The 25,761-nt window shown below is 68.4% G+C and carries 12 protein-coding genes and 1 pseudogene; 7 read left to right on the plus strand and 6 right to left on the minus strand.

From position 1 onward, the window contains the following. Window positions 1–440 precede the first annotated feature (440 nt). The gene (locus ACH4FX_RS34390) at window positions 441–1,910 is read right to left on the minus strand and encodes an MFS transporter (protein ID WP_398485372.1); all 1,470 of its coding nucleotides are present in this window, start codon (window positions 1,908–1,910) and stop codon (window positions 441–443) included. Window positions 1,911–2,052: 142 nt separating this feature from the next. Here ACH4FX_RS34390 and ACH4FX_RS34395 point away from each other — a divergent pair, with 142 nt between their 5' ends. Further along, entirely contained in the window at window positions 2,053–2,736 is a 684-nt protein-coding gene (locus ACH4FX_RS34395) for a TetR/AcrR family transcriptional regulator (RefSeq protein WP_398485373.1), read from the plus strand. Window positions 2,737–2,753: 17 nt separating this feature from the next. Here the strand turns inward: ACH4FX_RS34395 and ACH4FX_RS34400 are convergent. Together ACH4FX_RS34400 and ACH4FX_RS34405 are read right to left on the minus strand one after the other, a co-directional pair. Then, window positions 2,754–3,154 (minus strand): annotated as a pseudogene (locus ACH4FX_RS34400) (transposase); the annotation flags it as partial. 115 nt (window positions 3,155–3,269) lie between these two features. Further along, a complete protein-coding gene (locus ACH4FX_RS34405; RefSeq protein WP_398485374.1) occupies window positions 3,270–4,040 on the minus strand; it encodes a transposase in 771 nt (256 codons plus the stop codon). A 71-nt stretch (window positions 4,041–4,111) separates the two neighbouring features. Between ACH4FX_RS34405 and ACH4FX_RS34410 the strand changes: the two genes are divergently transcribed. Beyond that, entirely contained in the window at window positions 4,112–4,495 is a 384-nt protein-coding gene (locus tag ACH4FX_RS34410) for a hypothetical protein (RefSeq protein WP_398485375.1), read from the plus strand. A 306-nt stretch (window positions 4,496–4,801) separates the two neighbouring features. Here ACH4FX_RS34410 and ACH4FX_RS34415 read toward each other — a convergent pair whose 3' ends face one another. Beyond that, a complete protein-coding gene (locus ACH4FX_RS34415) occupies window positions 4,802–5,254 on the minus strand; it encodes a hypothetical protein (RefSeq protein WP_398485376.1) in 453 nt (150 codons plus the stop codon). Between the two features lie 870 nt (window positions 5,255–6,124). Between ACH4FX_RS34415 and ACH4FX_RS34420 the strand changes: the two genes are divergently transcribed. Then, entirely contained in the window at window positions 6,125–11,551 is a 5,427-nt protein-coding gene (locus tag ACH4FX_RS34420; RefSeq protein WP_398485377.1) for a sacsin N-terminal ATP-binding-like domain-containing protein, read from the plus strand. Between the two features lie 665 nt (window positions 11,552–12,216). Here ACH4FX_RS34420 and ACH4FX_RS34425 read toward each other — a convergent pair. Together ACH4FX_RS34425 and ACH4FX_RS34430 are read right to left on the minus strand one after the other, a co-directional pair. Next, a complete protein-coding gene (locus tag ACH4FX_RS34425) occupies window positions 12,217–13,473 on the minus strand; it encodes an McrC family protein (protein WP_398485378.1) in 1,257 nt (418 codons plus the stop codon). After that, window positions 13,470–15,323 (minus strand): DUF4357 domain-containing protein, encoded by a 1,854-nt coding sequence (locus tag ACH4FX_RS34430; protein WP_398485379.1) that lies wholly within the window; start codon window positions 15,321–15,323, stop codon window positions 13,470–13,472. The genes ACH4FX_RS34425 and ACH4FX_RS34430 overlap by 4 nt, the downstream gene beginning before the upstream one ends. Window positions 15,324–15,532: 209 nt before the next feature. On the opposite strand from ACH4FX_RS34430, the gene ACH4FX_RS34435 reads away from it, so the two are divergent. The 4 genes from ACH4FX_RS34435 to ACH4FX_RS34450 all read left to right on the plus strand — a co-directional run bounded on the left by ACH4FX_RS34435 (window position 15,533) and on the right by ACH4FX_RS34450 (window position 25,728). Beyond that, window positions 15,533–16,201 (plus strand): hypothetical protein, encoded by a 669-nt coding sequence (locus ACH4FX_RS34435; RefSeq protein WP_398485380.1) that lies wholly within the window; start codon window positions 15,533–15,535, stop codon window positions 16,199–16,201. A gap of 91 nt (window positions 16,202–16,292) precedes the next feature. After that, complete coding sequence (locus ACH4FX_RS34440; protein WP_398485381.1) at window positions 16,293–17,519, plus strand: serine/threonine-protein kinase; 1,227 nt, start codon at window positions 16,293–16,295, stop codon at window positions 17,517–17,519. A gap of 84 nt (window positions 17,520–17,603) precedes the next feature. Beyond that, window positions 17,604–20,549: a DEAD/DEAH box helicase gene (locus tag ACH4FX_RS34445; RefSeq protein ID WP_398485382.1), complete on the plus strand. Its 2,946-nt coding sequence runs from the start codon at window positions 17,604–17,606 to the stop codon at window positions 20,547–20,549. A gap of 13 nt (window positions 20,550–20,562) precedes the next feature. Beyond that, window positions 20,563–25,728 carry a class I SAM-dependent DNA methyltransferase gene (locus ACH4FX_RS34450; protein ID WP_398485383.1) on the plus strand — a complete coding sequence of 1,722 codons (5,166 nt, stop codon included), beginning with the start codon at window positions 20,563–20,565 and terminating at the stop codon, window positions 25,726–25,728. The last annotated feature ends 33 nt before the right edge of the window (window positions 25,729–25,761 follow it).

Genomic DNA, 25,761 nt, shown 5'->3' on the forward strand with positions numbered 1-25,761 from the left:
TGCTCGATGTCATAGATTTCCGCATCCACGAGCCGCAAGGTGACGTCATCCGCTGACACATCAGTCCCCGTCGCAGGAATTTATTCTGCAAAAGGCCACGGCCCCGGGCGCCACCCGGGACCGTGGCAGGCCGACCTAGCAGGTCAGAGTCACTTAGCCACCGAGCGGTTGTGGACGACGGCCCGGTTGTGCACGACGGCGCGGTTGTGGACTACAGCACGGTTGTGCACGACGGCGCAGGTGACGTTGGCCTTGACGGTGGAAATCATGGAATTACCTCCCATCGGTCGGTCACTGACGTGAATAACGTTACCGGCTTTCAACACCATGACCTAGATGAGTCACGCATCTATGGGTATGCATAATTCATGAACAAGTGCGCGCTTTCAGTCACGGCGAAGACTCGGCGAATTGGCGCGGATTTGCGGCAGGGCACTGATTCAGTCGGCGGCCGTCTCGGACGCGGCGGGCTCGGGCACGCTCGCCGGGGCCTGTCCCGGTTCCCCGGGCCGCCGCAGAACTGCGAGCGCGGTGACCACGGCAACGACCAGCAGTGCGGCGCAGAGGTTCAGGCCGAGGGCGTACCCGTCGTTGAGGGCCTGCGGTGTGAGGGCGTGGCCGGTACGGTGTTCGGCCGCGGTGCCGAGGGCGGCGAGTCCCAGCGAGGCACCGATCTGGCGTGAGCTGTTGAGCAGGCCGGAGGCGGTGCCAGTCTCCTGGGGCTCGACTCCGACGGTGGCGGTGGAGACGACCGGGCCGAGGCAGAGGCCGAAGCCGACGCTCGCGGCGACCGAGGGCCCGAAGACGTCGGTGAGGAAGCTGCCGTCGGGGCTGATCAGTCCGAACCAGGCGAATCCGAGCGCGGTGAGCAGGCCGCCGCAGGCCATCAGGGTGCGGGGGGCGACCTTGTAGCCGAGCTTGACGGCGAGAACGGAGCCGACGACCACGCCGAGGGCGAACGGCAGGAACATCAGTCCGGTCGCGGCCGCCCCCTCGCCGAGGACACGCTGGAGGTAGAGCGACATAAAGTAGAAGGCCGAGGCCATGGCCGCGCCGACCAGCAGGTTGTAGCTGTTCGCTCCCGCCACCGACCGGTTGGCGAACAGGCCGAGCCGGACCAGCGGTTCCCGGGCGGTGGTCCGCTCGACCCGGACGAACGCGGCCAGCAGGACGACGGAGACCGCCAGAGTCGTCACGGTGACTGCCGACGTCCATCCATGCTGGTCGGTGCGGACGACGCCGAAGACCAGCAGGACCAGGCCGCCTGTCGCCAGGACTGCGCCGAGCACGTCAGGACGTCCGCCGCGCGCGGCCGGCTTGCTGTCGACGGTGCCGCGCCAGGCCATGGCCAGCGCCAGGGTCGCCATCGGTACGTTGACAAACATCACCCAGCGCCAGCTGGCGTACTCGGTGAGCAGGCCGCCGGCCAGGACGCCGAGGGCGCCGCCGGCCGCGTTCATTGCACTCCAGACCCCGAAGGCCTTCACGCGGGCCTTTCCCGTGGGAAATGTCGCGGTCAGCAGTGCCAGTGCGGCCGGAGCCAGGGCGGCGGCCCCGATGCCCTGGGCGGCCCGAGCACCGACCAGCTGGCCGGGTGCCTGGGCGAAGCCGCCGACCAGGGAGGCCAGCCCGAACAGGCCGAGTCCGAAGAGCAGAACCCGCTTGCGGCCGTAGCGGTCGGCGGCCTTGCCGCCCAACAGCAGCAGCCCTCCGAAAGTCAAGGCATAGGCGTGGATCACCCAGGTCAGATCCACGGTGCTGAAGCCCAGACCGCTGCCGATCTCCGGGAGACCGACGTTCACGACCGACAGGTCCAGCGACACCATGAACTGCACGACGGCCACTGCGGCGAGCGTGAGTCCTGGGCGGGCACCGGGACTCCTCGTTGCTTTCTCATTCGTCCCATTCATCACCGTGGGATCCCTTCCCGGAGAGGGCTGCTACTTTCGGAACGTGTTCCGAAAGTAGCAGCGAGGAGCCCCCACTGTGAACTCGAAAGCCGAAGATCCACCGGTTTCACCGACCTGGACAGCCACCCGGCATGATGAGGAGATGCCCAAACCGTCCGCACCGCTCGCATCGCACGGCCGCACCGGCCGACCGCCGGTGACCTCCCGGACACAGATCCTGACGGCGGCCCGTCGGCTCATCGACCGGGACGGCTGGGAGAAACTGACTATCCGACGCCTCGCCGCCGAGCTCGGCATCGGCGCGACGACCCTGTACCACCACATCCAGAACAAGGAGGACCTCCTGGTCCTCCTGCTCAACCACTACATCGACCAGCTTGAGCGCCCGGACCTGCCGAGCGACCCGCAGGAGCGCATCGTCACCGCCGCCACCGCGATGCACGACGCCCTCGCGGGCTGGCCGTGGGCCGCGGAGATCGTCACCGTCGACGGGTTCGTCGGCCTCCTCGACGAATCCGCGCTGTGGATGGTCGAAGCCATCCTGTCCGGAGCCGGCGACCGCGGGTGCACGCCCGAGCAGGGCGTGGAGGTCTTCCGCAGCATCTGGTACTACACCGTCGGCGAGATCCTCGTTCGCGCCCACTCCGACCGACGGCAGACCGACGACGGGCGGTCCCTTACCCGCGAGCCTTCCTTTAGCGGTCTCGACGCGTCCCAGGTGCCGTGCTTGGCCGCCATAGGCGACCGATGGACCGCACTGGCCGCGCGCGACACCTATCGCCGGGGACTCCGCGCGTTCGTCGACGGCCTGCTCGCACAAGCGTAGATCCCGCGCCCAGCGAGGACGATCTCCAGCCAGATCTGGTTCTGTGCGGCGTCGTGCAGGGCAGGTTGCGCAGGCCGGTGGCGCGGGCGCGCGGATGCAGTCCTCGGCGCGGGCTCGCTGGCGGTGTCGCAGCTCCAGCTCAGCGATCGGGGTGTTCTTGGTGTTCATCGCGAAGCAGGTCAGCCGCATCCCGTCGGCGTCGGTGAACCGCAACTGGGCGCCCGGGTGCAGGGGCGTTCCTTGCGGACGATCAGCCGTAGCCCCTTCGGCCATCCGGCTAGGCAGTTGCTGCCGGCGTCGATCTCGTCGCCCCGGCCGCCGTCACGGATCTCGCCGTCCGGCTCGACGCCAGTGTCCACACCGACGCAGGGATCTTCAAATCAGTGGCCGTTCCCCCTGTTCCAAGGCTGCCTCGCCGTTCGGCACGCACTGTGGTCAGCAGTGCTCAACCGAATCGATCACGCCTAAAGGGTGTCCCGTAAATGATCTCCGAGTCGCGTCGGGCCTGCTCTGTGGTCGTGTGGCCCGCACACCTATCCGGCGAGGGCGAGGTTGTGCATCCGGGCGATGCCGAGCATGGCGTGGTGGACGCCCTCGCCTTTCAGACGGCAGTCGCGGAGGATCTTCCATGTCTTCATCCGCGCGAAGACATGCTCGACGCGGGCCCGGACCTGCTTGTGGGACTTGTTGTGCTCCGCTTTCCACTCCGGGAGTTCGGCCTGGCCGCGCTCGCGGCGGTGCGGGATGACGAGGCCGGTGCCCGGATAGCCGCCGTCGGCAATCGTGAGGGTCTTGCCGACGGCTGCCTTGGCACCGGACTCCTCCCACGCCTTGCAGTCGTTTCGGTTCCCGGTGAGTGGCTGGCCGACTACGACGACCAGGCGGGTATCGGCGTCGACGACGACCTGGTGGTTGGTGGAGTACCTGTAGTTCTTCGACTGCGCGGCGATGGTGTGGTCGCGGGTCGGTACGAGGGTGCCGTCCACGATCAGCACGGTGTCCTTGGCAAACCGCTTGCGGGGCTGGAGTGCGAGCATCGGCCCGAGGTGGTCGATGATCCGGTCCGCCGCCGACTTCGACACCCCGAACAGCGGGGCGAGCTGCCGCATCGTCAAGTTCGTACGCCAGTACGCCGCGACCAGCTGTGCCCGGTCCTCCAGCGGAAGACTCCATGGCCGGCCCTTGCGGACCGCATCCGTGCCCTCCCGCCGCAGCACCGTCACCAGCTTCCCGAAGGCACGCGGGCTCAGCCCTGTGAAGGGGGCTATCCAGGAGGGCTCCGACGCCGTGATCACACCAGCCACACCAAGATCATCCCAGTTGCCGAGGCCGACCCATGTCCTCGATCCTGTGTGCTCGGCAAGCAGGAGGGCACATGGGGCTGGTCCTTTTCCCGGGCGACGGAGACAACAGCAGTCCGGATGCGTCCTGGTCCTACAGCGGCTTTGCCGCGTTCCGGCGGCGCCTGGCCGAGGCCGAGGGGTTCGTCCTCTCGGAGATGCGGGGCTTCGGCGGCGAGCGCCCGTGGAGCGAGGTGTCCACCGCTCTGGAGCCACTCCTCGATCATCCAGATGCCGGCGGTGACGACCTCTCGCCCGCCGAGTGCGCGTCGATTCTGGTCCGGCTGGAGGCGATCACCGACCAGTGGGCACGGGAGGAAGGCGACCAGCTCCTCCAGGAGCACATCGAGGACGCCCGCCAGCTGGCGAGCGTCCTGCGGCTCTGCATCGATAAGGACGTCCCGCTGGCGTTCCTCTGAAGCCCACCAACCAAGGAACCCACTTACGGGACAGCCTTTAACCGACATGCGCTGCCACAGGAATGCAGCACCTGCGTGATCTTCGTCCGGATCCGTGCAGCCGTCGCCAGTCGTCTCACCACGAAAGGCTCGCAGCATCCGTCGGCCGGCCTCACCGGCGGCGGCCAGGTCGCCCTCGGTCTCGGCGAGCCTGGCCTTCAGCCTCATCGCGTTCAGCGCGTATCTCGTCGCGTGCCCGGGTAAGCCGTTCCACGGCCGCCAGCAACTCATTGATCCGGGCGGTCAGCTCTCAACGGCGGCCTGGCGCTACTCGAGCGAGATCTCTCCGTCCGGCAGCCAGCCGTCCCAGTAGCCGTCCATGAAGTCGAGCAGTCCAGCGGGCTCGACCTGCACTTGGCCGGAGCGCAACATCGCAGTCGTCCACCAGCAGGCGTCCGGGGAGATAGCGAAGCGCACGGCCGACGGCCAGCTTTCCGCGGCGGGACGGACCACGATGACGTACTGCACACCTTCCGCCGCGTCCGTGCGAGGGAGCCGACCGATGAGAGGCGAGATACGCAGCGGAGGGAGGCGGCAGATGCTACGCAGATGACGGGTTGCCGCGCGGCGCATGGTTTCGCCGGGGCGCATGAGAACTTTCGGCAACGTCCAACAGGTTGCACCGTCGGAGTCAGACGGGATCAGGAGGAGCAGGCGCTGCGGAGAATCAATGACAACGGGGCGTACTACATCGCGCCTGTACGAGTGAGTGTCGTTCATACCTCATCCCTCCCGTAGCGCTATTCGAATAACACCGTCATGCAGTTCGGGTGGGAGGTGTCGCGTTTCCGCCCGACACGTCAGCCCCCGGCGCCAGGTGACGCAGCCCCCCAGCGCCCCCTTCCCGAAAAGCCGACCGTGTCCCATAGCACCACTCCCGCACCAGCACCAGCAGAACACCCCCGCGCCGACCATCTTGTGAACGTCCTCAGCCGGGTCTCCCGCGCACTTCGGAACTTGGCCGACTCGGCTGACCACGCGGCGAAGACGGTGCAGGCAGCGGAGGCGGCACGGCGAAGCTCAACCAACACACCGAGCTAGGCCAGCAGACGTGCTGCCGTGGCCAACTCGGCCCCGGCCAAAGGTGTGGCAGTCGGCCATCAAGCTGCCCGGAGCAACGACACCCCGACCAGAGCCCGACGCAGCCGAGCGGCATCGATTCGGCCCTGGTCAGCCTGCCGCAGAGGGCATGTGTCCACGCCGGTGCTCGGGAATGGGGGCCAGGTCCACGAGCGTGCGGACCGGACCGACCATGCACAGCAACGCGTCACACAGCTCGAACAGGACATCGCGCGAAAGCAGGCAGGAGTACAACTCGGTCCGCCATGCCGTCACCGCTGCGAACACGGCCTTGCACCCCGTGTTCAACCCGTTCCACGATCTGGCCTTCACGCGCCACGGCAACCTCTCCTCGCAGGATCAGGCCCGGCCTCACGGACACGCCATGAAAAGGGAAATCCCTGAACAAATTCGAGCCCGTTCGACAGCGGACCGAAACATCAAGCTCAGCTCCGAGCAGCGCACCACACGGGCCCCCGATGTCAGTGCGGCGGGATACCGTCCTCATCACGCTCAGGTGAGGGGAGAACCATGGCGAGGAACGCCCGGGCCGAGCAGCTGCGGGAGTACGGCCGGTCCGTGCTGGAGGGGGCCCGGTCGGAACAAGTCCTGCGTATGGCACGGCAGGTGAACGCCGTGTCGTACACAAGCGCGCGAGAGTACGCCGGCCGCTCGCTCTTCGAGTTGCTGCAGAACGGCTACGACGCACATCCAAGGGACCGCCGCGACGGACGAGTCCACGTCCTGCTGGACGAGGCGGAGGGCAAGTGGGGGACACTGTACGTAGCCAACGGCGGCACGCCCTTCACCTGGCGGGACGTCGAGCGGGTCTGCGAGCTCGCGCAGAGCTCGAAGGAGGTCGGCGAGGGCATCGGGAACAAGGGGGTCGGGTTCCGCAGCATCCTGCTGATCAGCGACGCGCCCGAGATCTACAGCGCAGACCCCGACGAACCGCTCGGCTCGGAATTGGACGGGTACTGCTTCCGCTTCGCGCAGACGGTCGACGTGGAGGAGTTCCTCGCCGGTGAGGACAACGCTCATGAGATGGCCGCCAAGTATCCGCCGCTTCAGGCGCCCCTGTCGCTGGACGAGGTGCCTGCGACCTGTCGGCAGCTCGCCGCCCAGGGGTACGTGACCGTCGTCCGGCTGCCCTTGCTGGGCGAGGCCGCCCGGGCCGAGGTCCGGCTGCGGATGCGCGAGCTCGCGGGGGCGAAGGTACCCGTGATGCTGTTCCTCGACCGGCTCGCCGGCCTGACGCTGGAACGGCGGTCCGCCGGTGGCGAGACGGGCGAGTTGGATGACCGCCATGAGACGCACGAGCGGTACGAACTGACCCGCTCCGAGGAGCGCTTCGCGGTGGCGCAAGACGGCGCCGGGCACGGGCTTCCCGTCTCCTGCGCCACCGTGGACCTGGGGCCGTCCGGCACCTTTCTCGTAGTGCGGGGCACCGTGGAGAAGGAACGGCTGAACAGCACGCTCGCCGATGCTGTGGGCTCCGGGCTTCTCGACGACACGTGGCAGGAGTGGAAGCGGTCCGCCGTCGTCGAGGTCGCGCTCCCGCTGCCCGCCCCGCGCCGACCGCGACGCGGGCAGATCTACACTTTCCTGCCGATGGGCGAGGACCAGGCCGCGCCGCTCCCGGGGCACATGAACGCCCCGTTCTTCACCAAGTTCGACCGCACCGGGCTTCCCACCGACAACCCCCTCAATGTGCTGCTGCTCGACGCGGTCGCCGAGACCTGTCTGGCGGCCGCCGCGGTACTGCGTACCATGCCCGAGCCGTCCATGCGGCAACTGGCCGTGGACCTGGTGAGCTGGGAGAGCGAGAAGGGCTCGGCGGGGCGGCTCCGCGCGGCGGCTCCGCGCGTGCACGGGAGCGAACTCGCCGACGTACCGCTCGTGCCCGTTTTCGCCGCGGACGGCGCCCCGCCGGAGGCGGGCTGGGCCCCGCCCCGGGGCGCGGCCCTGTGGCCGGACCTCGACCTGACCGTCCTCACAGCACACCGGGCGCACGAGGCCGGGATCGTAGTGGCGGACCCCGACATCGGCGGCGACCGGCTGAAACGGCTGGCCACCCTGTGCAAGGCCCTCACGTGCCCGTGGGAGCCAAGCCCGGAGATCCTCGCCGAGTACGTGGAACGGATCGTCGGCGGCCTTCCTCTCCCCCGGCCCGGTGAGTCTCCCAAGCAGTGGAGCGCGCTGTACGAGGACCTGGCCGACCTCTTCAAGGACGACGGACACGTCCTGCACGGCAGGCAGTTGCTGCTCGCGGAGGACCACACACTGCGGCACACCAACCGTCCCCTCGACAGGACGGGTACAGCCACAAGTACACGCGCACAGGGCAAGCCGAGCGGTCAGGGTGCCCGCCGCGAGGCGTTCTTCCAGCCGGCGCGTACAGAGGCGAACCAGACCAAGGCGCCATCCATCCCCGCCCTGCTCGGCAAGCGGTTATTCGCACTGCACCCGGGGCTGGTCTGGAGGGACCGCGGCGAGCGTACGCGCGGATGGTCTGCCCGCGCCTTCCTCGAGCAGGAGGGACTTGTCCGGCCGTACGACACGAGGGGCCTGCTGGACCACGTGCGGCAGGCACTCAGCACAAGCACCGATGTGCGGCTGCGGCTCCAGACCCTGCGGTCCGTCTTCCGGCTGTGGCAGCCGCAGCGTTCACTGGGCGGGACGGAGATCTCCTCGCTCGGACTGTACGTACCGTCGGCGAACGGCCGGCTGATCAGGGCGAGCGGCGCCGTCTTCGGCCGGGGCTGGGGCCGCGCGTCCGTCGGTGAGGACCTGGCGGCGGTGGTCGCCGCCGGGCAGGACGTGTCCAAGAGCCTCAAGGCGATCGCCGGACGACTCCTTGCCACACCCGAGAAGTTCGCCAAGCGGGGCGAGACCGAGGAGTGGCGGGCGTTCCTCCTGGAGGCCGGGGTGACCGACGGGCTGGTCCCGGTCAAGTCCTCCAACGCCTCGAACTGGATAGGCCAAGGTCGGGAGCTCACTGCCTGGCAGGTGGTCCGCATGGCGAAGGTGTCCGCCGAGGTGCGGGAGCAGTGGAAGCCACACGTCCGCAACTGGTCCGGTGCCTGCTACCCCCGGACGCCGTACCGGGGAACCCCCGCCTGGCGGCTCCCCGGCCAGGACGTCGTCGGACACCTCGGGCAGGAGGCCCGGCTGGCGTACGCACGGCTCATCCTGCACGGCCTGGCCATCTGGAATGACGATAGGTTCACCAGCGTCTGGACCAGTGCCGGCAGCCAGAGCTCGCTGGACAGGGAACGGGTCCCGACCCCGCTCGGCGCCTTCGTCCGGGAGCAGCCGTGGCTCCCGGTGCGGGGCCGCGACCGGGCCGTCCGGTTCGTCCGGCCGGCCGACGCCTGGCACTGCCCGCCCGGGCTGGAGGAGGAGCCTTCCTACGCGCCGGCCGTCGACCATCGGCTGCGCCACCTCCTGGAACGCGGAAAGGTGGGCGACCGCCTGCGGGAGATGCGGCTGCCGACCTGGGACGACCCCCGGGACAGCGACCGCCTCATCGCCGCGCTGGGACGGCTCGCGGCGGAGGGCGCGCTGGGGGCCGAGGACCGGCCCGCAGCGCAGCGCGCCAACGAACGCGCCTGGGGTCACCTCGTACGGCGGTCCCATCCCGCACTGCCCGAGGGCGCCAGTCTGCTCGCTGAGTCCGGGGATCAGTTGATCAGCGTACCGCTGTCCGCCCTGGACGGCGGGGAGAGCGATGGCGATGGTGATGCCGGGACCGTGCTCTACGTCAGCGGTGAACGCGACGGCCTGACGCCCCTGCTGATACGGGAGATGGCGCGCCCCCTGCTCACCCTTCCCGGTGTCTCGGCGGAGGCCGCCGAGCTGCTGGCGGCCGAACACTCCGCCACCGTCCGGCACACCGACGACCTGATGTTCACGGTGACCGTGGACGGCACGCGGGTTAACCCCGCGGCCATGGGAGAGCCACTGGTCCAGCAGCTGCCCTGGCTCACGCTGGCCGTGGGTGTCCTCTGCGACCACCTGGCGCGCGGCCCCCGGACGAGCGAAGCCGAACTCAGCGAGCTAACATCCCTGGTCCGGAGCATACGTCTGCACCGCTACCGCTCCTGGGACATCGAGCTCGACGGCGGTCCTGTGACGTTGCCGGGCCGCCTCGGCGGAGTGCTGCCGCTGCCCGATCCAAAGCATCCGCTCGTACTCACCCCGGCAGGCGAGCCGGGCTGGCCCGAGACCACCCGCATCGTGATGGCGGTCGCCGAGCTGCTGGGACGGCGGGATCTCGGCGACCGGCTGCGCCTCGCCGCCCGCCAACTCGCCTCCCGCCACACCGACCTGCGCGACCCTGGCAAGGAAGAGCTGGCCGACGCCCTGGAAGTCACAGCTCACCAGGTCGAGGAGACAAGCCGCCGGATCGACGGGGCCATCGGCGTGGTCCTGGAGCGCTGCCGGCCCTTCCTCGTCCACCTGCTCGGCACGGAGACGGCGAACTCGCTGTTCCTGCCGCCGCCGGGCGACATCCGGGAGCTCCAGACCCACCTCGCGGAGCACGCCGCCCAGCTCCCGGTCCCCGTATCCGAGTTCATCGCCAAGGCCCGCGCGGCCCGCGGTACGGACGAACTGCGGCGCGCCCTGGGCATCGGGTTCGCCGAGCTGAACGACACGCTGCGCGCGATGAGCCCGTCCCTGGGCCCGGTCAGCCACGCCGCCGAGCACGAAGAGGCGCTCCGCACCTATCTGGGCCTGCGTAAGAAGGAGCTCGTCAACCGGCTGCGCTGGGCAGTGCTGGAGGACTTTGACGCGCGCCGTCCGATGCCCGACTGGCCCTCGGTCCGGGCGCTGGACTGGATCACCGCGCCGGAGGCATGGGCGTACACCATGGACACGTCCGACACAGGGATCCTGGAAGCACACGTGGAGGAGCAGCTGGCGCTGCACCTGGGCCGCTCGGTGCCGTTGCCCCGGTCGGGCGAACGCCTACCTGCCTCCGACCAGGTACGCGGCGCGAACTTCCGTACGATCACCAGTCTGGCCGCTGAACTCGTGGTGCTGGTCAGGGCAGCCGGACATCCGTTGCCGGCGGCCCTGACCGGAGACGAGCCCGCCCAGGAGGTCACCGCGCAACTGGAGGCCGCGGGCGCGCTCGACTTCCGACCCCTGTCCCCCACCGATGTCGTCGGCTGGCTGGCGGCCCTCGGCCAGTGGCCTGACGGGATGGCGGTGGCGACGGATCCCGAACGGCACGGGCTGTCCGAGGCCGACCTGAAAGGGGTGCGCGACGCGGCGGAACACGAGCACCACGAGCGGGAGCGCAAACGGCGGTCAATCTCCGTCGGCGGCCGCGACTTCGACGTGTACTCCGACGACTTCACCGCACTCACCCGCGAGCTCGACCGGATCCTGCAGAGCGGCTCGGCGCCAGGCATCACCACCACCGGGCCCCTCCGCTTCACAGACCCCCGCCCCCAGGCCGAGCGCACCCGGGCCACCGGTCGCACGCGCGGGCGACAGTACGGGGACGGCACGGACAACGGGCTGACCAACGCCCAGCGGGAGGCCATCGGGTACGTCGGCGAGTGGTATGCATATCAGTGGCTGTGTGCGCGCTACCCGGACCGCCTGGACGAAACCTGCTGGGTGTCCAGCAACCGCCGCAAAGCCTTCCCCGGCCCGTCCGGCGACGACAACCTCGGCTTCGACTTCCGGATCGGCTCCGGCAGCCGGCCCTACCTGTACGAGGTGAAGGCAACCCAGGGCGAAGGCGGCCGCTTCGAGCTGGGAAGCAGCGAGGTCCGCGCGGCCCGCCAGCACGCGGGCAACGACCACTGGCGCCTCCTGGTAGTCACCCATGCCCTCACCCCTCACAAGATGGCCATCCAGGTGCTCCCCAACCCCTACGGAAAGCGCGGCCGGGGCCGCTACCGCGAGGAGGGCGGGGCACTGTACTTCTCGTACCTGCTGTGACCTTGGCGTTCAACTCCATGTCGAAACTGGTAGCGGCTGTCCTCAGTGACCTCCACGAGTGCTTCCCTGCCACTCCGATTGCCCCCTACAACCGCCGATCACACAAGACATAAGCCGACCGCCAATCCCCCGGCGCCAGGCTGCAGGATGCTCATCACCGGCTGCGAACCATTCGAGCACCTGCGCGTTGCCGTTCATTCTAGTCAGACCGTCGATCCACTCGCATGCCCTGTACGGAGCAGAAAGAGCGGCTCCCGCCCATGGGAGTTCTCTGGGACTTTCCTGGGACTTCCGGCCGCATCAGCCAGTACGAGCGTGAAACAACCGAAAGGGCATTCACGCAGGTCAACGACCTGCGACGGCCAGACATAGCAGGTCACCGCGCTGGCTGGTCTCTTCCGGGACATTTGAGCAGCCTCAGATACAACGCCGTTAATCCCCTCGTGACCTGGATGTATGCGAGCCAGGAGGGGATTCGTCGGCGTCTGTGGGACTTTGGGTCGGGATCGGGAGACTGCCGGCCCCCGGAGCCTGGGGGACGCTTGGTCGGTGCTCCATGTGATTCGTCATCGGAATCATGCGGAGCAGCCACCCAATCGGAGAAAATCCGGTACAACGAGCTGTCACCCACTCGAGATGCGCGGCCGTGCGTCCCATGCACCGGCTCAGGTATTCAAGGAACTCCCAGAGGGCGCGCTGTCCTGACGCGACATTGCTGAGCCGCGAAGCATGTGCCGAGCCAGCGCGTCGATCTCGGCAAGCAACCCCGTGGACTGCTGTTCCAAGTCAATGGCGTGCTGATGGAGGACTGTACCGGCATGTCGCACACGGTGGCTGATGTGTGGAGCGTTGCCCTTCGCGTACACCAGGTGCCCCTCCGGCAGCCCCAGGGCAGTGCAGTAGGCCAGCATTTGGTACAGGTCCTCATTCGGAAAGCCGCGTTTTCTGCGGGCCTTGTACTTGGCGTCCGCGACGATCAGTGGGGTGCCGGTCTCTCCGTACCAGACGAAATCGGGTCGCAGGCGGATCGAATCCCCTTCGTCCATGTGGATGCTCCGGGCCTGGAGGACACTTCTGCCACCGTAGGGGCGCATGGCCTCCCGTAGTGCCGTACAGATGAAGTCCTCATAGATGCCGTTCATATCGAACAGGAATCCGTTCATGCGCACCTGACCGGGCAGGTGCTCGGCCGACCATCCCCTCAGCACCGCCTCGGAGAGGTGGAGTGCCGAGTGATAGCGGGTGTTGAGCCGCGTCGGATGCCAGCCGGGTGGTGTCTGCCCCCGGATGAGCGGTGTGATGTCCATCAGCCGGGACCGCTGATGCATCAGGCGCGTACGTACGGTCCGGTGGACACCGGGGAGGCGCAGAAGCCGGTCGACAGCCGCGCGGAGGAGGCGGTTCTCGGCGATGTCCGTGGTGAATTCGTCGTACGTCACCTCTACGGGCAGAGGCATTCCGAAGCGGCGCCGGATCTGTTCGGCCTCACGAAATCGTCCGCGTACGACAGGGGACGACTCCTCGGCCGTCCGATAGCCCTGGAGCAGCCCCTGCCGCAGGGCGCGGTCGATCTGGCGCTCGACGGTGTGAGCGAACGCCGGGAGCAATTCGTCGTGCGTGGCCAGTTCGACGGCTCCGTCCCGCCACCACCCCCGGGGGTCGCTGCTGTAGCCGATCAGGAAGAGCAGACGTGCGATGGGCACCTTGGGGAGGATCCGCACCGTGACACCTTCGCCACCCGGGGCGGTCAGCGTGACGGCGCCGACCTTGCTGCCGGCGCGCAGCCGCCAGGCGCCCGGCTCGTACGGGTCCGGCCCGGCCTCTTCGAGGATCCTGGAGGTGACCAGTGCGCGGCCCACGACATCGGGGAGCCGGACCGAGCGCGCGGGCCCGTGCTCGACGAGCCGGACGTCGGACGTCACTGCGGGCCGGTCCCTTCTTCCGGTTCCGGCGCGACGATGCGTGATGCAAGGGCCTTGCGGAGCGCCGGCAGACCGTAACGACCCTCGATGTCCACATCATCACCGTAGCGATGTTCCTCCAGCAACGGGAGGATCTTGGTCCGCCATGTCCGTTCCAGGCCGCCCTCGCGATAGACGCCGGGCTTCATCAGGTACGACGGTCCGATCCGGAAATCGGGGTCGTCGATGCGAGCATTGAGGGCCTCCAGCAGATCCGCGGGCTCGGGGTCCTTCTCCTTGGCCTTCAGCCAGGACCGCAACAGCCCTCGGGTCGGATCGATACGAGGAGACAGCTCGACGAAGGCGAAGCGGCGACGCATCGCCGCGTCGACGAGGGCGATCGAGCGGTCGGCCGTGTTCATCGTGCCGATGATGAAGAGGTTGCGAGGGAGGAAGAAATCCTCGTCGGAGTAGGTCAGCCGCACCGACCGGTCCCGGTATTCGAGAAGGAAGTACAGCTCGCCGAAGACCTTGGCGAGGTTGGCCCGGTTGATCTCGTCGATGACCAGGAAGTGCGGGATGTGCCTGTTCCCCTCCCTGCGGGCCAGTTCGGCGAACTCCCGCAGAGGGCCGGCCGTAAGCCGGAAGGCGACCTCCCGCGTACCGGGGTCCTCGCGAGGGCGGAAGCCCTCGAAGAAGTCCTCGTACGAATAGGACGGGTGGAACTGAACCAGTTCGACCTGTTCCCGCCCGCCTCCAAAGAACTCGGCGAGCTCCTGCGCCAGGAAGGTCTTGCCCGTCCCCGGAGGGCCGTAGAAGATCAGCTGCTTTTCGTCGTCGAGCAGCTGCCTGATCTCCTGCAGCCATTCGAGGCGGTGTATGTGGAGCTTCTCCCGCAGCTCCTCGGTGGGCTCGGGCAGCTCCACTTCGCGGCGGGCCGTGACGGCCAAGGGATCGGCGCTGATCCCGGCGCCGTCGGCCAGGGCCTCCTCCACCAGCTCCTCGTCGCTGACTCCGAGCCCGTCGACGATGGCCTTGACCGTGGTGAGATCGACCACTTCGTGACGCAACGAGACCTTCTGACGCAGCTCCTCCGGAAGTTTGTCCAGAGGAAAGCCGTGGCCGCCCCACTCCACGGGGCGCCAGAGGATGCGGCTTCCGTCCTCGGCGACGAGCTGCTCGACGTAGCCCGTGATCTTCCCGGGGTAGAGCAGCCCGTCGGAGACCGCGCACACCGTGTCACCCGGTCGCATCCGGGAGAGGAAGGCGTGCAGCTCCTCGACGAGCTGCGGCTTCTCGGTGTACGTCGCCGTCGCCCCGTAATCCTCGTCGACAAAGGCACGCAGCTGTTCCTTGCTGATGCCCTGGGTCGCGGCCGGGCGCAGGCGAGCGGCGGTCAGGGACACCCTTCCCTCAGGGAGCCAGGCACGCCGGAAAAGGTCGGGACCGGCGGAGTGCGGCCCCCGCACCAGCCAAGCGCGGCTGGGGCCCGACCACACCTGGTCGAGGAAGTCGGCGAGCGGTCGGCCGTCCTCAGTCTTCCACTCCATCCACCCGTTGCAGCTACGACCCACGAGGATTTCCCCGGCCGCGGAGGGGGAGTTGCATTCCACGTCCTCGACCACTTCGAGCCACCCCGGCCACGTGGCTGTTTCGCGTATCACCCCGTCCGCGATCAGCCGTTCGCGCAGCCTGTGCGAGGAAGGTGTCTTCTCCGGGAACGACGGGACGACATCTGGTCGCGCCGCGGAGCCCGCGAGCACCTTCATCTTCTGGCTGCCGTTGGTCCCGCTCTCGGAGAGTAGCCGGCCTCTGGCCGTTGGCCCGCCGTAGGGCAGGCGCAACTGGAACTCCGGGTACGAATCGAGCATCGGTGTCCTTGGGTCGGAGGGTACGGCCGGGTGCATTGTGGGGCGCTCGTGGCCCACTTCGGCATCTCTCCACGCATTTCCGGCCATCCCCGATGCCTCGGCGGTCACAGAACCGGCCGTGCATTGCCGTGTGCGGCCGCCGACGTTCATGATCTACGGCAGAATACCGTCGGAGCGAGGGGGGAACGGTGGGCGCCGACACAACGAACGTGCCGACCAGGCAGCGGCACACCGAGGAACTCCCCGCGGCGGTCTCCATGACGCCCTCGGAGCTCGCCCGGGCGATCGGCCGATTCGACGGTGACACCTCGGCAATGGTGACGGCCGCTGTCCGCACGGCCGAACGCGCCTTCAAAGAACTCGACGCCTGCTACGACGTCATCGACAAGGCGTCGGAGACCGGCCAGGCGATCGCCGCCCGGTTGGGTGCGCTGCTCACCGCGGAGGCCGAGGAGGACATCGGCCCTGAGCTGGACGCCCTGGAAGCGGTCTCCGATCGCGTCCGCGACACGGACCGGGCCCGCCTGCTGCTGCATCGCGTCCTCGGACAGGAGGAGGCGGCCAAGCGTGCCCTGCCGGCTGTGTGCCGTCTCGCCGCGTCGGATCTGCCCAGCCTCCCTTCCTCGTACACGGACGACGCGGGCTTCGACGACTTGATGGCGATGGCCGCCCGCGAGGAGGAGCTGGCACCGCGGTTGCGTGAGGTGCACGCCGAGCGGCTCCGTAGGGTGGCCGCCCATCTGGTGCGCGTGGTGGAACAGGCTGCGGCCAGGGGCTTCGCCGACGAGGCCTTCGCCCGGGAGACGCTCCAGGAGGCGCACCGGGCCTACGAGCTGTGGCTCCATTGCCTGGCAGAGCGCAGGCGGGACCTCGGGTAGCCCGGCGGTATCTCTCTCCGGCCGGATAACGTGTGCGGTGCAACCGGACACGTCAGCTCCGCCCCCACACGTCCGAGCAGAAAGGCCCCTCGTGCACATCGCCCCTCTGAGCCCGCATGACCCCGTCGAGCTCGGGGGCTACGAGCTGCTCGGCCGCATCGGGCACGGTGGCATGGGGCAGGTGTACCTGGGAGAGTCCCCCGGCGGGGAGCCTGCCGCCGTCAAGGTGATCAAGCCGACGGTCGTGGACTCCGAGACCCGACAGCGGTTCGCCCAGGAAGTGGAGATCCTCAAGACGATCTGGGGCGCGCGGATCGCGGCACTCCTCGACGCGGATGCCGAGGCCGATCCGCCGTGGCTCGCGACCGAGTACATCGAGGGGCTGGACCTGAGCCGGCATGTGGCGCTCCACGGCCCCCTCCCCTCGCTGCTCACCGCTTCCCTCGGGGCAACGCTCGCCGAAGCACTCACGACCGTGCACAAGCAAGGTCTGCTGCACCGTGATCTGAAGCCCGCCAACGTGCTGCTCGGCCCCAACGGGCCCAAGATCATCGACTTCGGGCTGGCGGTCTTCGCCGAGTCGAGCGTGTCACTGACCGCCCCCAACACCGTGGTGGGAACCCCGTCGTGCATGGCGCCGGAACAAGCGAGGGGTGACCGGCCGCTGACCCCTGCGGTCGATGTGTACGCGCTCGGCGCCGTGATGCTGTTCGCCGCTTCCGGCCACCTCCCGTACCAGGCGGCAAACATCCACGTCCTCTTCCACCAGGTCACCGCCCCGGAAACGCCCCCCGACCTGTCATCGGTACCCGACGAGCTCGTGCCCCTGCTGACGGCCATGCTCGCCCACCAGGCCGAGGACCGGCCCGCCCTGGGCAACGTCGTGCAGCGATGCCGCGCGGTGATCGAGGCGCAGGGCTACAAGGTCGCCCAGGCACGGCGTCGGCTCACGACGCACACGGCGTCCCCCTCGCCCCTGCTGGACAGCCTGTTGCCGACGGTTGTTGCCCCGTCACTTGCCGCCGCCCCGACGGACCCGGCGGGTGCCGGGACGGGGACGACCATGGTGCTTTCGCCGCACGCCCCCGAGCGGACGCCCACGCTCGTCGACCGTCCCGCATCCGGCTCCGGCTCGGCCGAACCGTCGCCCGGTCCTGCCGCTCCGGAACCCGCCGCAGGCGCAGACGGCTCCGCGCCCGCCCCACCTGCTGCGGCCCGTTCGCCCCGAGGCCGCTCCGCGCAACGACTGCATTCGGCTCAGGCCCGGATCACCGCCCAGCGGCTCCGCGAGGCATACGCGGCGCGGGCCGCATTTTGACACCGACGGCCGTTGATGCCGGCGGACCCGCGATACTGGAGGGCCTGCCACATCCGCCAAGAAACACCACAAAGGAGGTCACGGGTGACCGCCGTCCAGACCAGCCCCGAGCAGAACGGTGACGCACCGGACGAGGCTGGGCAGGAGCAGTTCCCCGCCGGCGCGCAGGTCCTCGTACGCGACGAGGTGTGGCTGGTCAGGAACGCGGTGCCGACCACGGACGACGGCACGAAGGTGGAAGTGGTCGGAGTGTCCGACTTCGTCCGGGACCAGGAAGCCGTGTTCTTCACGGGTCTGGACACCGTCGAACTGATCGATCCGCGCGACACCCGGCTGATCGCGGACGACTCCCCCAACTACCGGCGCTCACGGCTGTTCCTGGAAGCCGTGCTGCGCCGCACGGCGCTGCCCCAGTCCGAGCGGCGGCTCGCGCTCGCGGACTCCTTCCTCCTGGATCCGCTTCCCTACCAGCGTCGACCTGCCGAGCTCGCGCTCTCCGGCGCCAATCTGCGCCCGCGGTTGCTGATCGCGGACGTGGTCGGCCTGGGCAAGACGCTGGAAATCGGTCTGACGCTCGCCGAGCTCATCCGTCGCGGCCGGGGCGAGCGCATCCTCGTCGTGACGCCCCAGCACGTACTGGAGCAATTCCAGCACGAGCTGTGGACGCGGTTCGCCATTCCGCTGGTCCGTCTGGACTCGGTGGGCATCGAGCGGATCCAGCGAGAGATCCCCGCCGGCCGCAATCCGTTCACGTTCTTCAAGCGGGTGATCGTCTCCATCGACACGCTGAAGAACACCGACCAGTACCGACACCACCTGGAGCAGATCCGCTGGGACGCGGTCGTCATCGACGAGTCGCACAACCTGATCAACCGTGGCTCCCTGCGCAACCAGCTCGCCCAGACCCTGGCGCCGCGCACCGACGCGCTGATCCTCGCCTCCGCCACGCCCCACAACGGCGACGCGAAGTCGTTCGCCGAGCTCATCGCCCTGCTCGACCCGGCGGCCATCCGTGACCCCGAGAACTACCGGGCCGAGGACATCGAGCACCTCTTCATTCGTCGTACGAAGATCAGCACCGAGGTCCGCGAACAGATGAAGGGCCAGTGGGCGGATCGCGGACCGTCCCAGGCGGTGCACTGTGCGGCCACCCCGGCCGAGGAGAGGATCTTCAAGGAGCTGGCCACCGTCTGGCTCCCTCATGACGGCAGCCCGTCCGTGAGCTCGGTCCCCCTTTTCCCGTACACCCTCCTGAAATCCTTCCTCTCGTCCCACGCGGCGCTCAAGGCCACCGTGACGGCGCGCACCAAGACTCTGGAGAAGAAGGACGACCCGCAGGGCACGGCAGCTGAACTCTCCGCCCTAGGCCGGCTCAAGGAGCTGACCGCGGACCTGACCGAGGCGGACTCGGCGAAGTTCGGTGCACTGGTGGAACAGCTGAAGGGCATCGGTGTCGGCCCGTCCTCCGACACGCGCGTCGTGGTCTTCTCCGAGCGCGTTCAAACGCTGGAGTGGCTCGCGACCGTTCTGCCCGCCGCCCTCGGGTTCCGGGGCCGCACGGCCAAGGAATGCCTCCGTGTGATGCACGGTGGTCTCTCCGACGAACAGCAGATGCAGGTCGTGGAGGAGTTCGGGCTCGCCGGTGCTCCGGTACGGGTCCTGCTGACGGGCGACGTGGCCTCCGAAGGTGTCAACCTGCACCGCCAGTGCCACCAGCTGGTCCACTACGACGTGCCGTGGTCACTGATCCGCATCGAGCAGCGCAACGGCCGCATCGACCGTTACGGGCAGGCGCACCCACCGCAGTTCCGTGCCCTGATCCTCACCAGCGAGACCGAGGGCGCGAAGGACGACACCCTGGTCTCCGAACGGCTCCTGGAGCGGGAGGACCAGGCACACCGTTCGCTCGGTACGGCGGAGGCCGTCACGGGCCTGTACCGCGCGGAGACCGAGGAGAAGTCCCTCATCCAGGATCTGCTGCGCGGCAGGACCGTGGACGAGTCCCTGGACGGGCACCGGTCCGGCGAGGACGTCGGCACGGCGGCGATGGACGACTTCCTCGCGGACTTCTTCGGTTCGGTCGGTGAGGAGCCGAAGGCGGAGGCCGACGACGACGTCGAAGAGTCGGTCGGAGGCGATGCCGGTACGGGTACGAGCACGGCCTCCGTGCTGCCACGCCTCTTCGACTCGACCGCCCACTTCCTCGACGAAGCGCTGCGCGAGGTGTATCCGGACGCCCGCGACCGCCTGGACTTCGACCGCGACGAGCAGTCGGGCCTGCTGTCCTTCCGTCCCCCGGCCGACCTGCTCCACCGCCTCAAGGCCCTGCCCGTGGACTATCTGCGTGAACAGCGGCTTCGTGAACGGCTGTTGGTCACCTTCAACCGCCGCCTGGCCCAGCACTCTCTCCAACGGGCCCGCGAGGCGGGTTCCACCTCCAGCTGGCCGGAGATCTCGCTGCTGACCGACCTCCACCCGGTCGTCGAGTGGCTGACGGACAAGGTCCTTGTGCGGCTCGGTCGCCAGGAAGCGCCGATGATCACGGCGGAGGTGGCGGAGCCCACCTATCTCGTCCAAGGCGTGTATTCGAACGCCCTGGGCAGGCCGACGGTCGTCAAGTGGATGGGCGTGACGCGAAGCGGAGCCGTGGACGACGACATGGTGTCCCTGCTGCGCCGCTCAGGAGTCGGACCGACGATGGCGAACAAGCTCCGCTACCGGGACCCGGCCCCGCTGGTCGACGCCATTCCGGCCGTACTGGAGGCCGCCGAGGCATTCATGGAACAGCACCGGGACGCCTGGGACCGGCCGCTGCGCGAGTCGATCGAGTGCCACAAGCTGCGGCTCGGCGACTGGGAGCAGCCCACGCTCGAGGGCGAGCGCACCAAGCGACGGCTCACCGATCTCGCCGACGACCTGCTGACCACCGGGCAGCGCCCGATGCTGCGCGTCCTCGCGGTGCTGCTGCCCGACCCCGACGCACCACCGGCCGCGTCCGCATCCTCGTCCGCCACGCCCGCCGCCCTGTGAGAAGAGCCCTGTCATGACGTACGACTCCCTGGTCAACCGCGGCGACTACTTCTCGGCCCACTACCTGGCCGAGGTACTGCCCAAGGACCTGAAGACGGGCCTGCTCCAGATGTGGAAGGAGCGGGAGGAAGCCGCCAAGCCGCCGACGGGTGCGGACGAGGCGGCCCCTGCCGGCGGCCCGGACACCTCGCACGAGGATGCCGCCCAGGCGCTGCCCGTCACCCCGCGGGCCGGGCTTCGGGCACTGCGCCGCGATTACTTCCGGGCCCGCTCGTTCTTCGCCCTCCCCGAGGACTCCGAGGGCACCGCCTCGGCACCCGACACCGGGGACGACTCGGTGACGTACGACGCCCCCGCCTGGCGGGAGCGGGTGCGCGCCCTCAACGCCGAGGTACTGCGCGCTCTGGGCTACGACGCCAAGGCGGGCACGCTCACCGTGGAGCGGGCGGGCCAGAGCTACGACATCTCGGTCGCACACGCCGAGAAGGGCCTCGTCGCCGTCGACTGTGGCTGGGCCGTCGAGACGGACGCCGCCCTGGACCCCGACGGCCCGGGCCGTCTCCTCGAGCCGGTCGTCCTCGACGGCTCGAACAGCCTGGTCACCGGATCCAAGCTGGCCTCGTTCCTGTTCGCCTGCGACGAGGCCCCGCGCTACGTGTTGCTGCTCGTCGGCGGAGTCGTCGTCCTCGCCGATCGCATGGTCTGGGGTGAGGGCCGCTACCTGGCCGTCTCCCTGGACACCGCGCTCCAGCGCAACGACACCCAGCCGGGCGGCGAGATCGACACCGTCGCCGCGCTGTTCGGCGCCGACTCGCTCCGCACTCCCGAGGAAGGCGGCGAGAACCCTCTCGCCGAACTCGTCGGCAAGTCCACCAAGCACGCGGTGGGTGTTTCCAGCGAGCTGCGCGACGGACTGCGGCTGAGCGTCGAGCTGATCGCCAACGAGGTCCTGGAGCGCCTGCGGGAGCAGGGCGTACGCCCGGAGGACATCGGCGAGCTTCCCGAGCTGGGCCGCCAGTTGACGCGCGAGTCGCTGCGGTACCTGTACCGCATCCTGTTCCTGCTGTACGCCGAGGCCCGCCCCGAGCTGGGCATTCTGCCCTCCGACTATCCCGAGTACCAGCAGGGCTACGGACTCGGACGGCTCGGCGAGCTCGTGGCTGAGCGGGACCTCGTCGACGAGAAGTCCCGCCGGGGCTTCTACCTGTACGAGTCCCTGGACCTGCTGTTCCGCAAGGTCCAGGACGGCTACCGGCCGCGCCGTACGCACGGGAAGGCCGCCGAGGAGGCCGAGACCGCCGGCCCCGCCGGCTCGAAGACCAGCGAGGACCTCGGTCTGCGTTTCGAGCCCCTCCACTCCACGCTCTTCGAGCGGGACTCGATCAAGCTGATCGGCGCGGACACCGTCGTCGACCCCCGCCACGACGCCGACGAGGCCCTCGCCCGGGGCGAGCGCGTCCGGTACCTCGACACCCGACTCCGCAACGCCACCCTGTATCAAGTCCTGCACAAGCTCATGCTCACCAAGGGCAAGAAGGGCGAACGCGGCGGCTTCATCTCGTACGCCCAGCTGGGCATCAACCAGCTCGGCGCCGTGTACGAGGGCCTGATGTCGTACTCCGGCTTCATCGCCGGTGAGGAGCTGTACGAGGTCGCCAAGGGCGGCGACCCCAAGGACGGCTCCTGGCTGGTGCCCAAGTCCAAGGCCGACGAGTACCCGGACGCGGTCTTCGTCCGCCGCCCCGACCCGGACACCGGCGAGGAAGTGCGCGTCCGGTACGCGCCCGGCTCGTTCGTCTACCGGCTCTCCGGCCGCGACCGCCAGACCTCCGCCTCGTACTACACGCCGGAGTCGCTCACCAAGGTCACCGTGCAGCTGGCCCTCCAGCACCGCCTGGACCAGGACGACGCGGTCACCGAGGCACGCGAGCTCCTGGACTGGAAGATCTGCGAACCGGCCCTCGGCTCGGGCGCGTTCCTCAACGAGGCCATCAACCAGGTCGCCGCCGAGTACCTGCGTCGCCGGCAGAAGGAGCTCGGCCGCTCCATCGACACAGAGCAGTACGCCGTCGAACTCCAGAAGGCCAAGGCGTACATCGCCCTGCACAACTCCTACGGCGTCGACCTCAACGAGACCGCGGTCGAGTTGGCCGAGGTCTCCCTGTGGCTCAACACCATGCATCCCGGCATGGAAGCCCCCTGGTTCGGCCTCCACCTTCGGCGCGGCAACTCCCTGATCGGCGGCCGACGCGAGGTGTACGGCCCCGAGCACCTGAAGAAGGGCGGCTGGCTGGGCACGACGCCGGAGCGTTACCCGCTGGCAGACGCGCAGGCGGGTGTGCCGCTGCCGGAGGGCGCGGTGCATCACTTCCTCCTCCCGGCGAAGGAGTGGGGCGCGGTCGCCGCCGAGAAGGAAGCGAAGGCGCTCGCGCCGGAGGCTGCGAAGGCGCTCGGCGCCTGGCGCAAGGCGATCACGAAGTCCCCGACGCCCAAGCAGACGGCCCGGCTGCAGGGCCTGGCGCGGCGCGCCGAGTACCTGTGGGACCTGGTGGTGCAGCGCCTGACGATCTCCGAGCGGGAGATCTCGCGGCGGGTGGACGTGTGGGAGGCGGAGCCCGAGTGGCTGCGCCGGACGAAGGAAGCGGTGCCTCGGGAGAAGGTGCTGGCCGACCTGACGGCGGTGGACACGCCGTACTGGCGGCTGAAGAAGCTCATGGACACGTGGTGCGCGCTGTGGTTCTGGCCTGTGCAGGAGGGTGCGCTGCTGGACGGCACGGACCGCCGGTACGAGCGGGCGGAGGTCGTGCCTCCGTCGCAGGGCGGAGACGGTGTGGGGTGGGCGTCGGACGTCATCCGTACGTACGAGGAGGTCGACCTCCTCGGCAACGTCACGGTGAAGAAGGTCAAGCGCGGCGACATCGACAAGCGGCGGAAGGGTAAGCGGCAGGGCGAGCAGGCGTTCGCGGGCCAGCGCCGCGAGGTGATCCCGCTGGCCAACCTGGACGACTGGCTGGACTTCGCCGAGGCGCTGCTTGGCACGCACGACGTACCGGCGGAGTCGCTGGTGGCGTCGTTCGACTCGCTCGACGCGCTGGAGCGGTACGAGGACGAGTTGCCGGACTGGATGGGCATGGACCGGTGGCATTGGCTGGAGAGCCGGTTCCCGTGGTCGGGTGTTGCGGGTGACGTGGCCAAGCGGCAGGGCTTCTTCCATTGGGAGTTGGAGTTCGCCCATGTGTTCTCGGGGCGGGGTGGGTTTGACCTGCAGGTGGGGAACCCGCCGTGGGTTCGGCCGGACTGGAAGGAGGATCTGGTCCTGGCGGAGCTTGAACCCTGGTTCGCACTAGTAGAGAAGCCAGGCGCAGCAGAGTGGCGGCTACGCAAAGAAGAGACCCTTGGATCGGGTAAGAGCAACCGAGACTTCCTGCTGGGCGAGTTGTCCGCGCATGCGGGCGCTGCCGGTGTGCTCGGCAGCGTGACCACCTACCCGCTGCTTGTCGGCACCCGAGGGGATCTTTATCGGGCCTTCATGGCGCGAGTGTGGCAGAACATCCCGAGGCAGGGAAGTGCAGGGTTGCTTCATCCGGATACGCACTTCGGCGGTGTAAAGGAGGGCGCGATCCGAGCCAAGACGTATCAACACCTCCGCATGCATGCCCATTTTGTGAATTCAGCGAACTGGGCCTTCGAAGATCTCGATCGCGGCTGGGAATTCGGCATGCACATCTACGGCGCACCGCAGAAACCCAGTTTCCAGCACGTAAGCGAGCTGCGCGGCGCCGACGTGCTCCCAAACTCGCTAACTCACAATGGACATGGCGAGGCACCTGGCATCAAACACAACGGCTCCTGGGACATTCGACCGCATCGTGACCGCGTTGTGCATGTGGATGTGCCGCTGCTCGCAAGTTGGCGGGATTTGACAGGTGCGGGAGACAGTCCGTCAGAGTCCCCTCTGCTGTACCCCGTCCATAGCGGCGAGCAGGGAGCGATCGAAGCACTATCCAACTATCACATTCACCTCGCTGAATTCCAACCGTTGATCACTCCGGGATACAACGAAACCAATGCAACGAAGGACGGTCTAATCCACTGGGAAAACCGGGCCGTTCTCGACATCTCAGACGTCATATTCCAAGGCCCTCACTTCGCTGCGGCGCTACCATTCTCGAAGCAGCCCGCAATTCCCTGCCGAAGCAATCGAGACTGGAATCTTGTCGCGCCAACAGATTTGGCGGAGGATTTCGTCCCAGTGACCAATCATGCACGGTCCACCGATGTCGACTCGTATCTTGACGCCCAGGACTCGTGGAACGGGAAGCCATCCACGTCGTATTACCGCTTGGCATGGCGACGGATGATCCCCTTCAACAGTAGTCGCAGTTTGCATGCCGCTTTGATCCCGCCTGGACCTGCTCACGTCCACGCAGTGCAATCGCTTGCCATGGCTGACAAAACCCTAACCGCACTCAATGCAGGTTTCTGGGCTTCGCTGCCTCTTGATTATCTCCTGCGGATCACTGGACGTGCTGACCTTACGCCAGCTGGCGCCAGGCAGATGCCCGCTCCGGACCCCAGTCATCCCCTCGCCCCCGCCCTCCTACTCCGCACCCTCCGCCTGAACGCCCTGACGAACCACTACGCCCCTCTATGGGAGGAGCTGTTCGAACCCCGTTGGGCGGGCTACGAGGACTGGGCCACCGACTGGCCGGGACTGACGCCCCTCGCCGCCGGCCTGAAGTCCACCTGGGAGTACAGCACTCCGCTCCGTACAGAGCACGAACGGCGTGCTGCCATGGTCGAGTTGGACGCCCTCGTCTCCGTGTGGCTCGGCATCACCGCCGACCAGCTCGTCGCAATCTTCAAGTCGCGCTACCCGCAGCTGCACGACTACGAGGCGAAGACCTGGTTCGACGCCAACGGTCGCAAGATCGCCGAGAACTTCAACACCTACGGACACGGCCAGACCAAGCAGGACTGGCTCGACTTCGAGGCCCACCTCGCCGACCCCGCCAACACTCCGCCCCCCGCCGGCTACGTCGCGCCCTTCTACAAGGCCGACCGCGAAGCCGAGATGCGGGCAGCGCACGCGCACTTCCAGGCGCGGCTGGACAAGGAGATCGCCCTCGGGCGATGGACACCCCCGGCGCGCAAGGCGGCCGGGGAGAACGCGGCGTGACATGCGGCTGCCCCGGACCCTTCGAGGTCCGGG

The sequence above is a fragment of the Streptomyces sp. NPDC018019 genome (assembly GCF_044327805.1).
Lineage (GTDB): Bacteria > Actinomycetota > Actinomycetes > Streptomycetales > Streptomycetaceae > Streptomyces.

What these genes read in the sequence shown, in the direction of transcription:
- ACH4FX_RS34390 (WP_398485372.1), bottom strand. Translation starts at nt 1,910, where the DNA reads ATGAATGGGACGAATGAGAAAGCAACGAGGAGTCCCGGTGCCCGCCCA.
- ACH4FX_RS34395 (WP_398485373.1), top strand. Translation starts at nt 2,053, where the DNA reads ATGCCCAAACCGTCCGCACCGCTCGCATCGCACGGCCGCACCGGCCGA.
- ACH4FX_RS34410 (WP_398485375.1), top strand. Translation starts at nt 4,112, where the DNA reads ATGGGGCTGGTCCTTTTCCCGGGCGACGGAGACAACAGCAGTCCGGAT.
- ACH4FX_RS34415 (WP_398485376.1), bottom strand. Translation starts at nt 5,254, where the DNA reads ATGAACGACACTCACTCGTACAGGCGCGATGTAGTACGCCCCGTTGTC.
- ACH4FX_RS34420 (WP_398485377.1), top strand. Translation starts at nt 6,125, where the DNA reads ATGGCGAGGAACGCCCGGGCCGAGCAGCTGCGGGAGTACGGCCGGTCC.
- ACH4FX_RS34430 (WP_398485379.1), bottom strand. Translation starts at nt 15,323, where the DNA reads ATGCTCGATTCGTACCCGGAGTTCCAGTTGCGCCTGCCCTACGGCGGG.
- ACH4FX_RS34450 (WP_398485383.1), top strand. Translation starts at nt 20,563, where the DNA reads ATGACGTACGACTCCCTGGTCAACCGCGGCGACTACTTCTCGGCCCAC.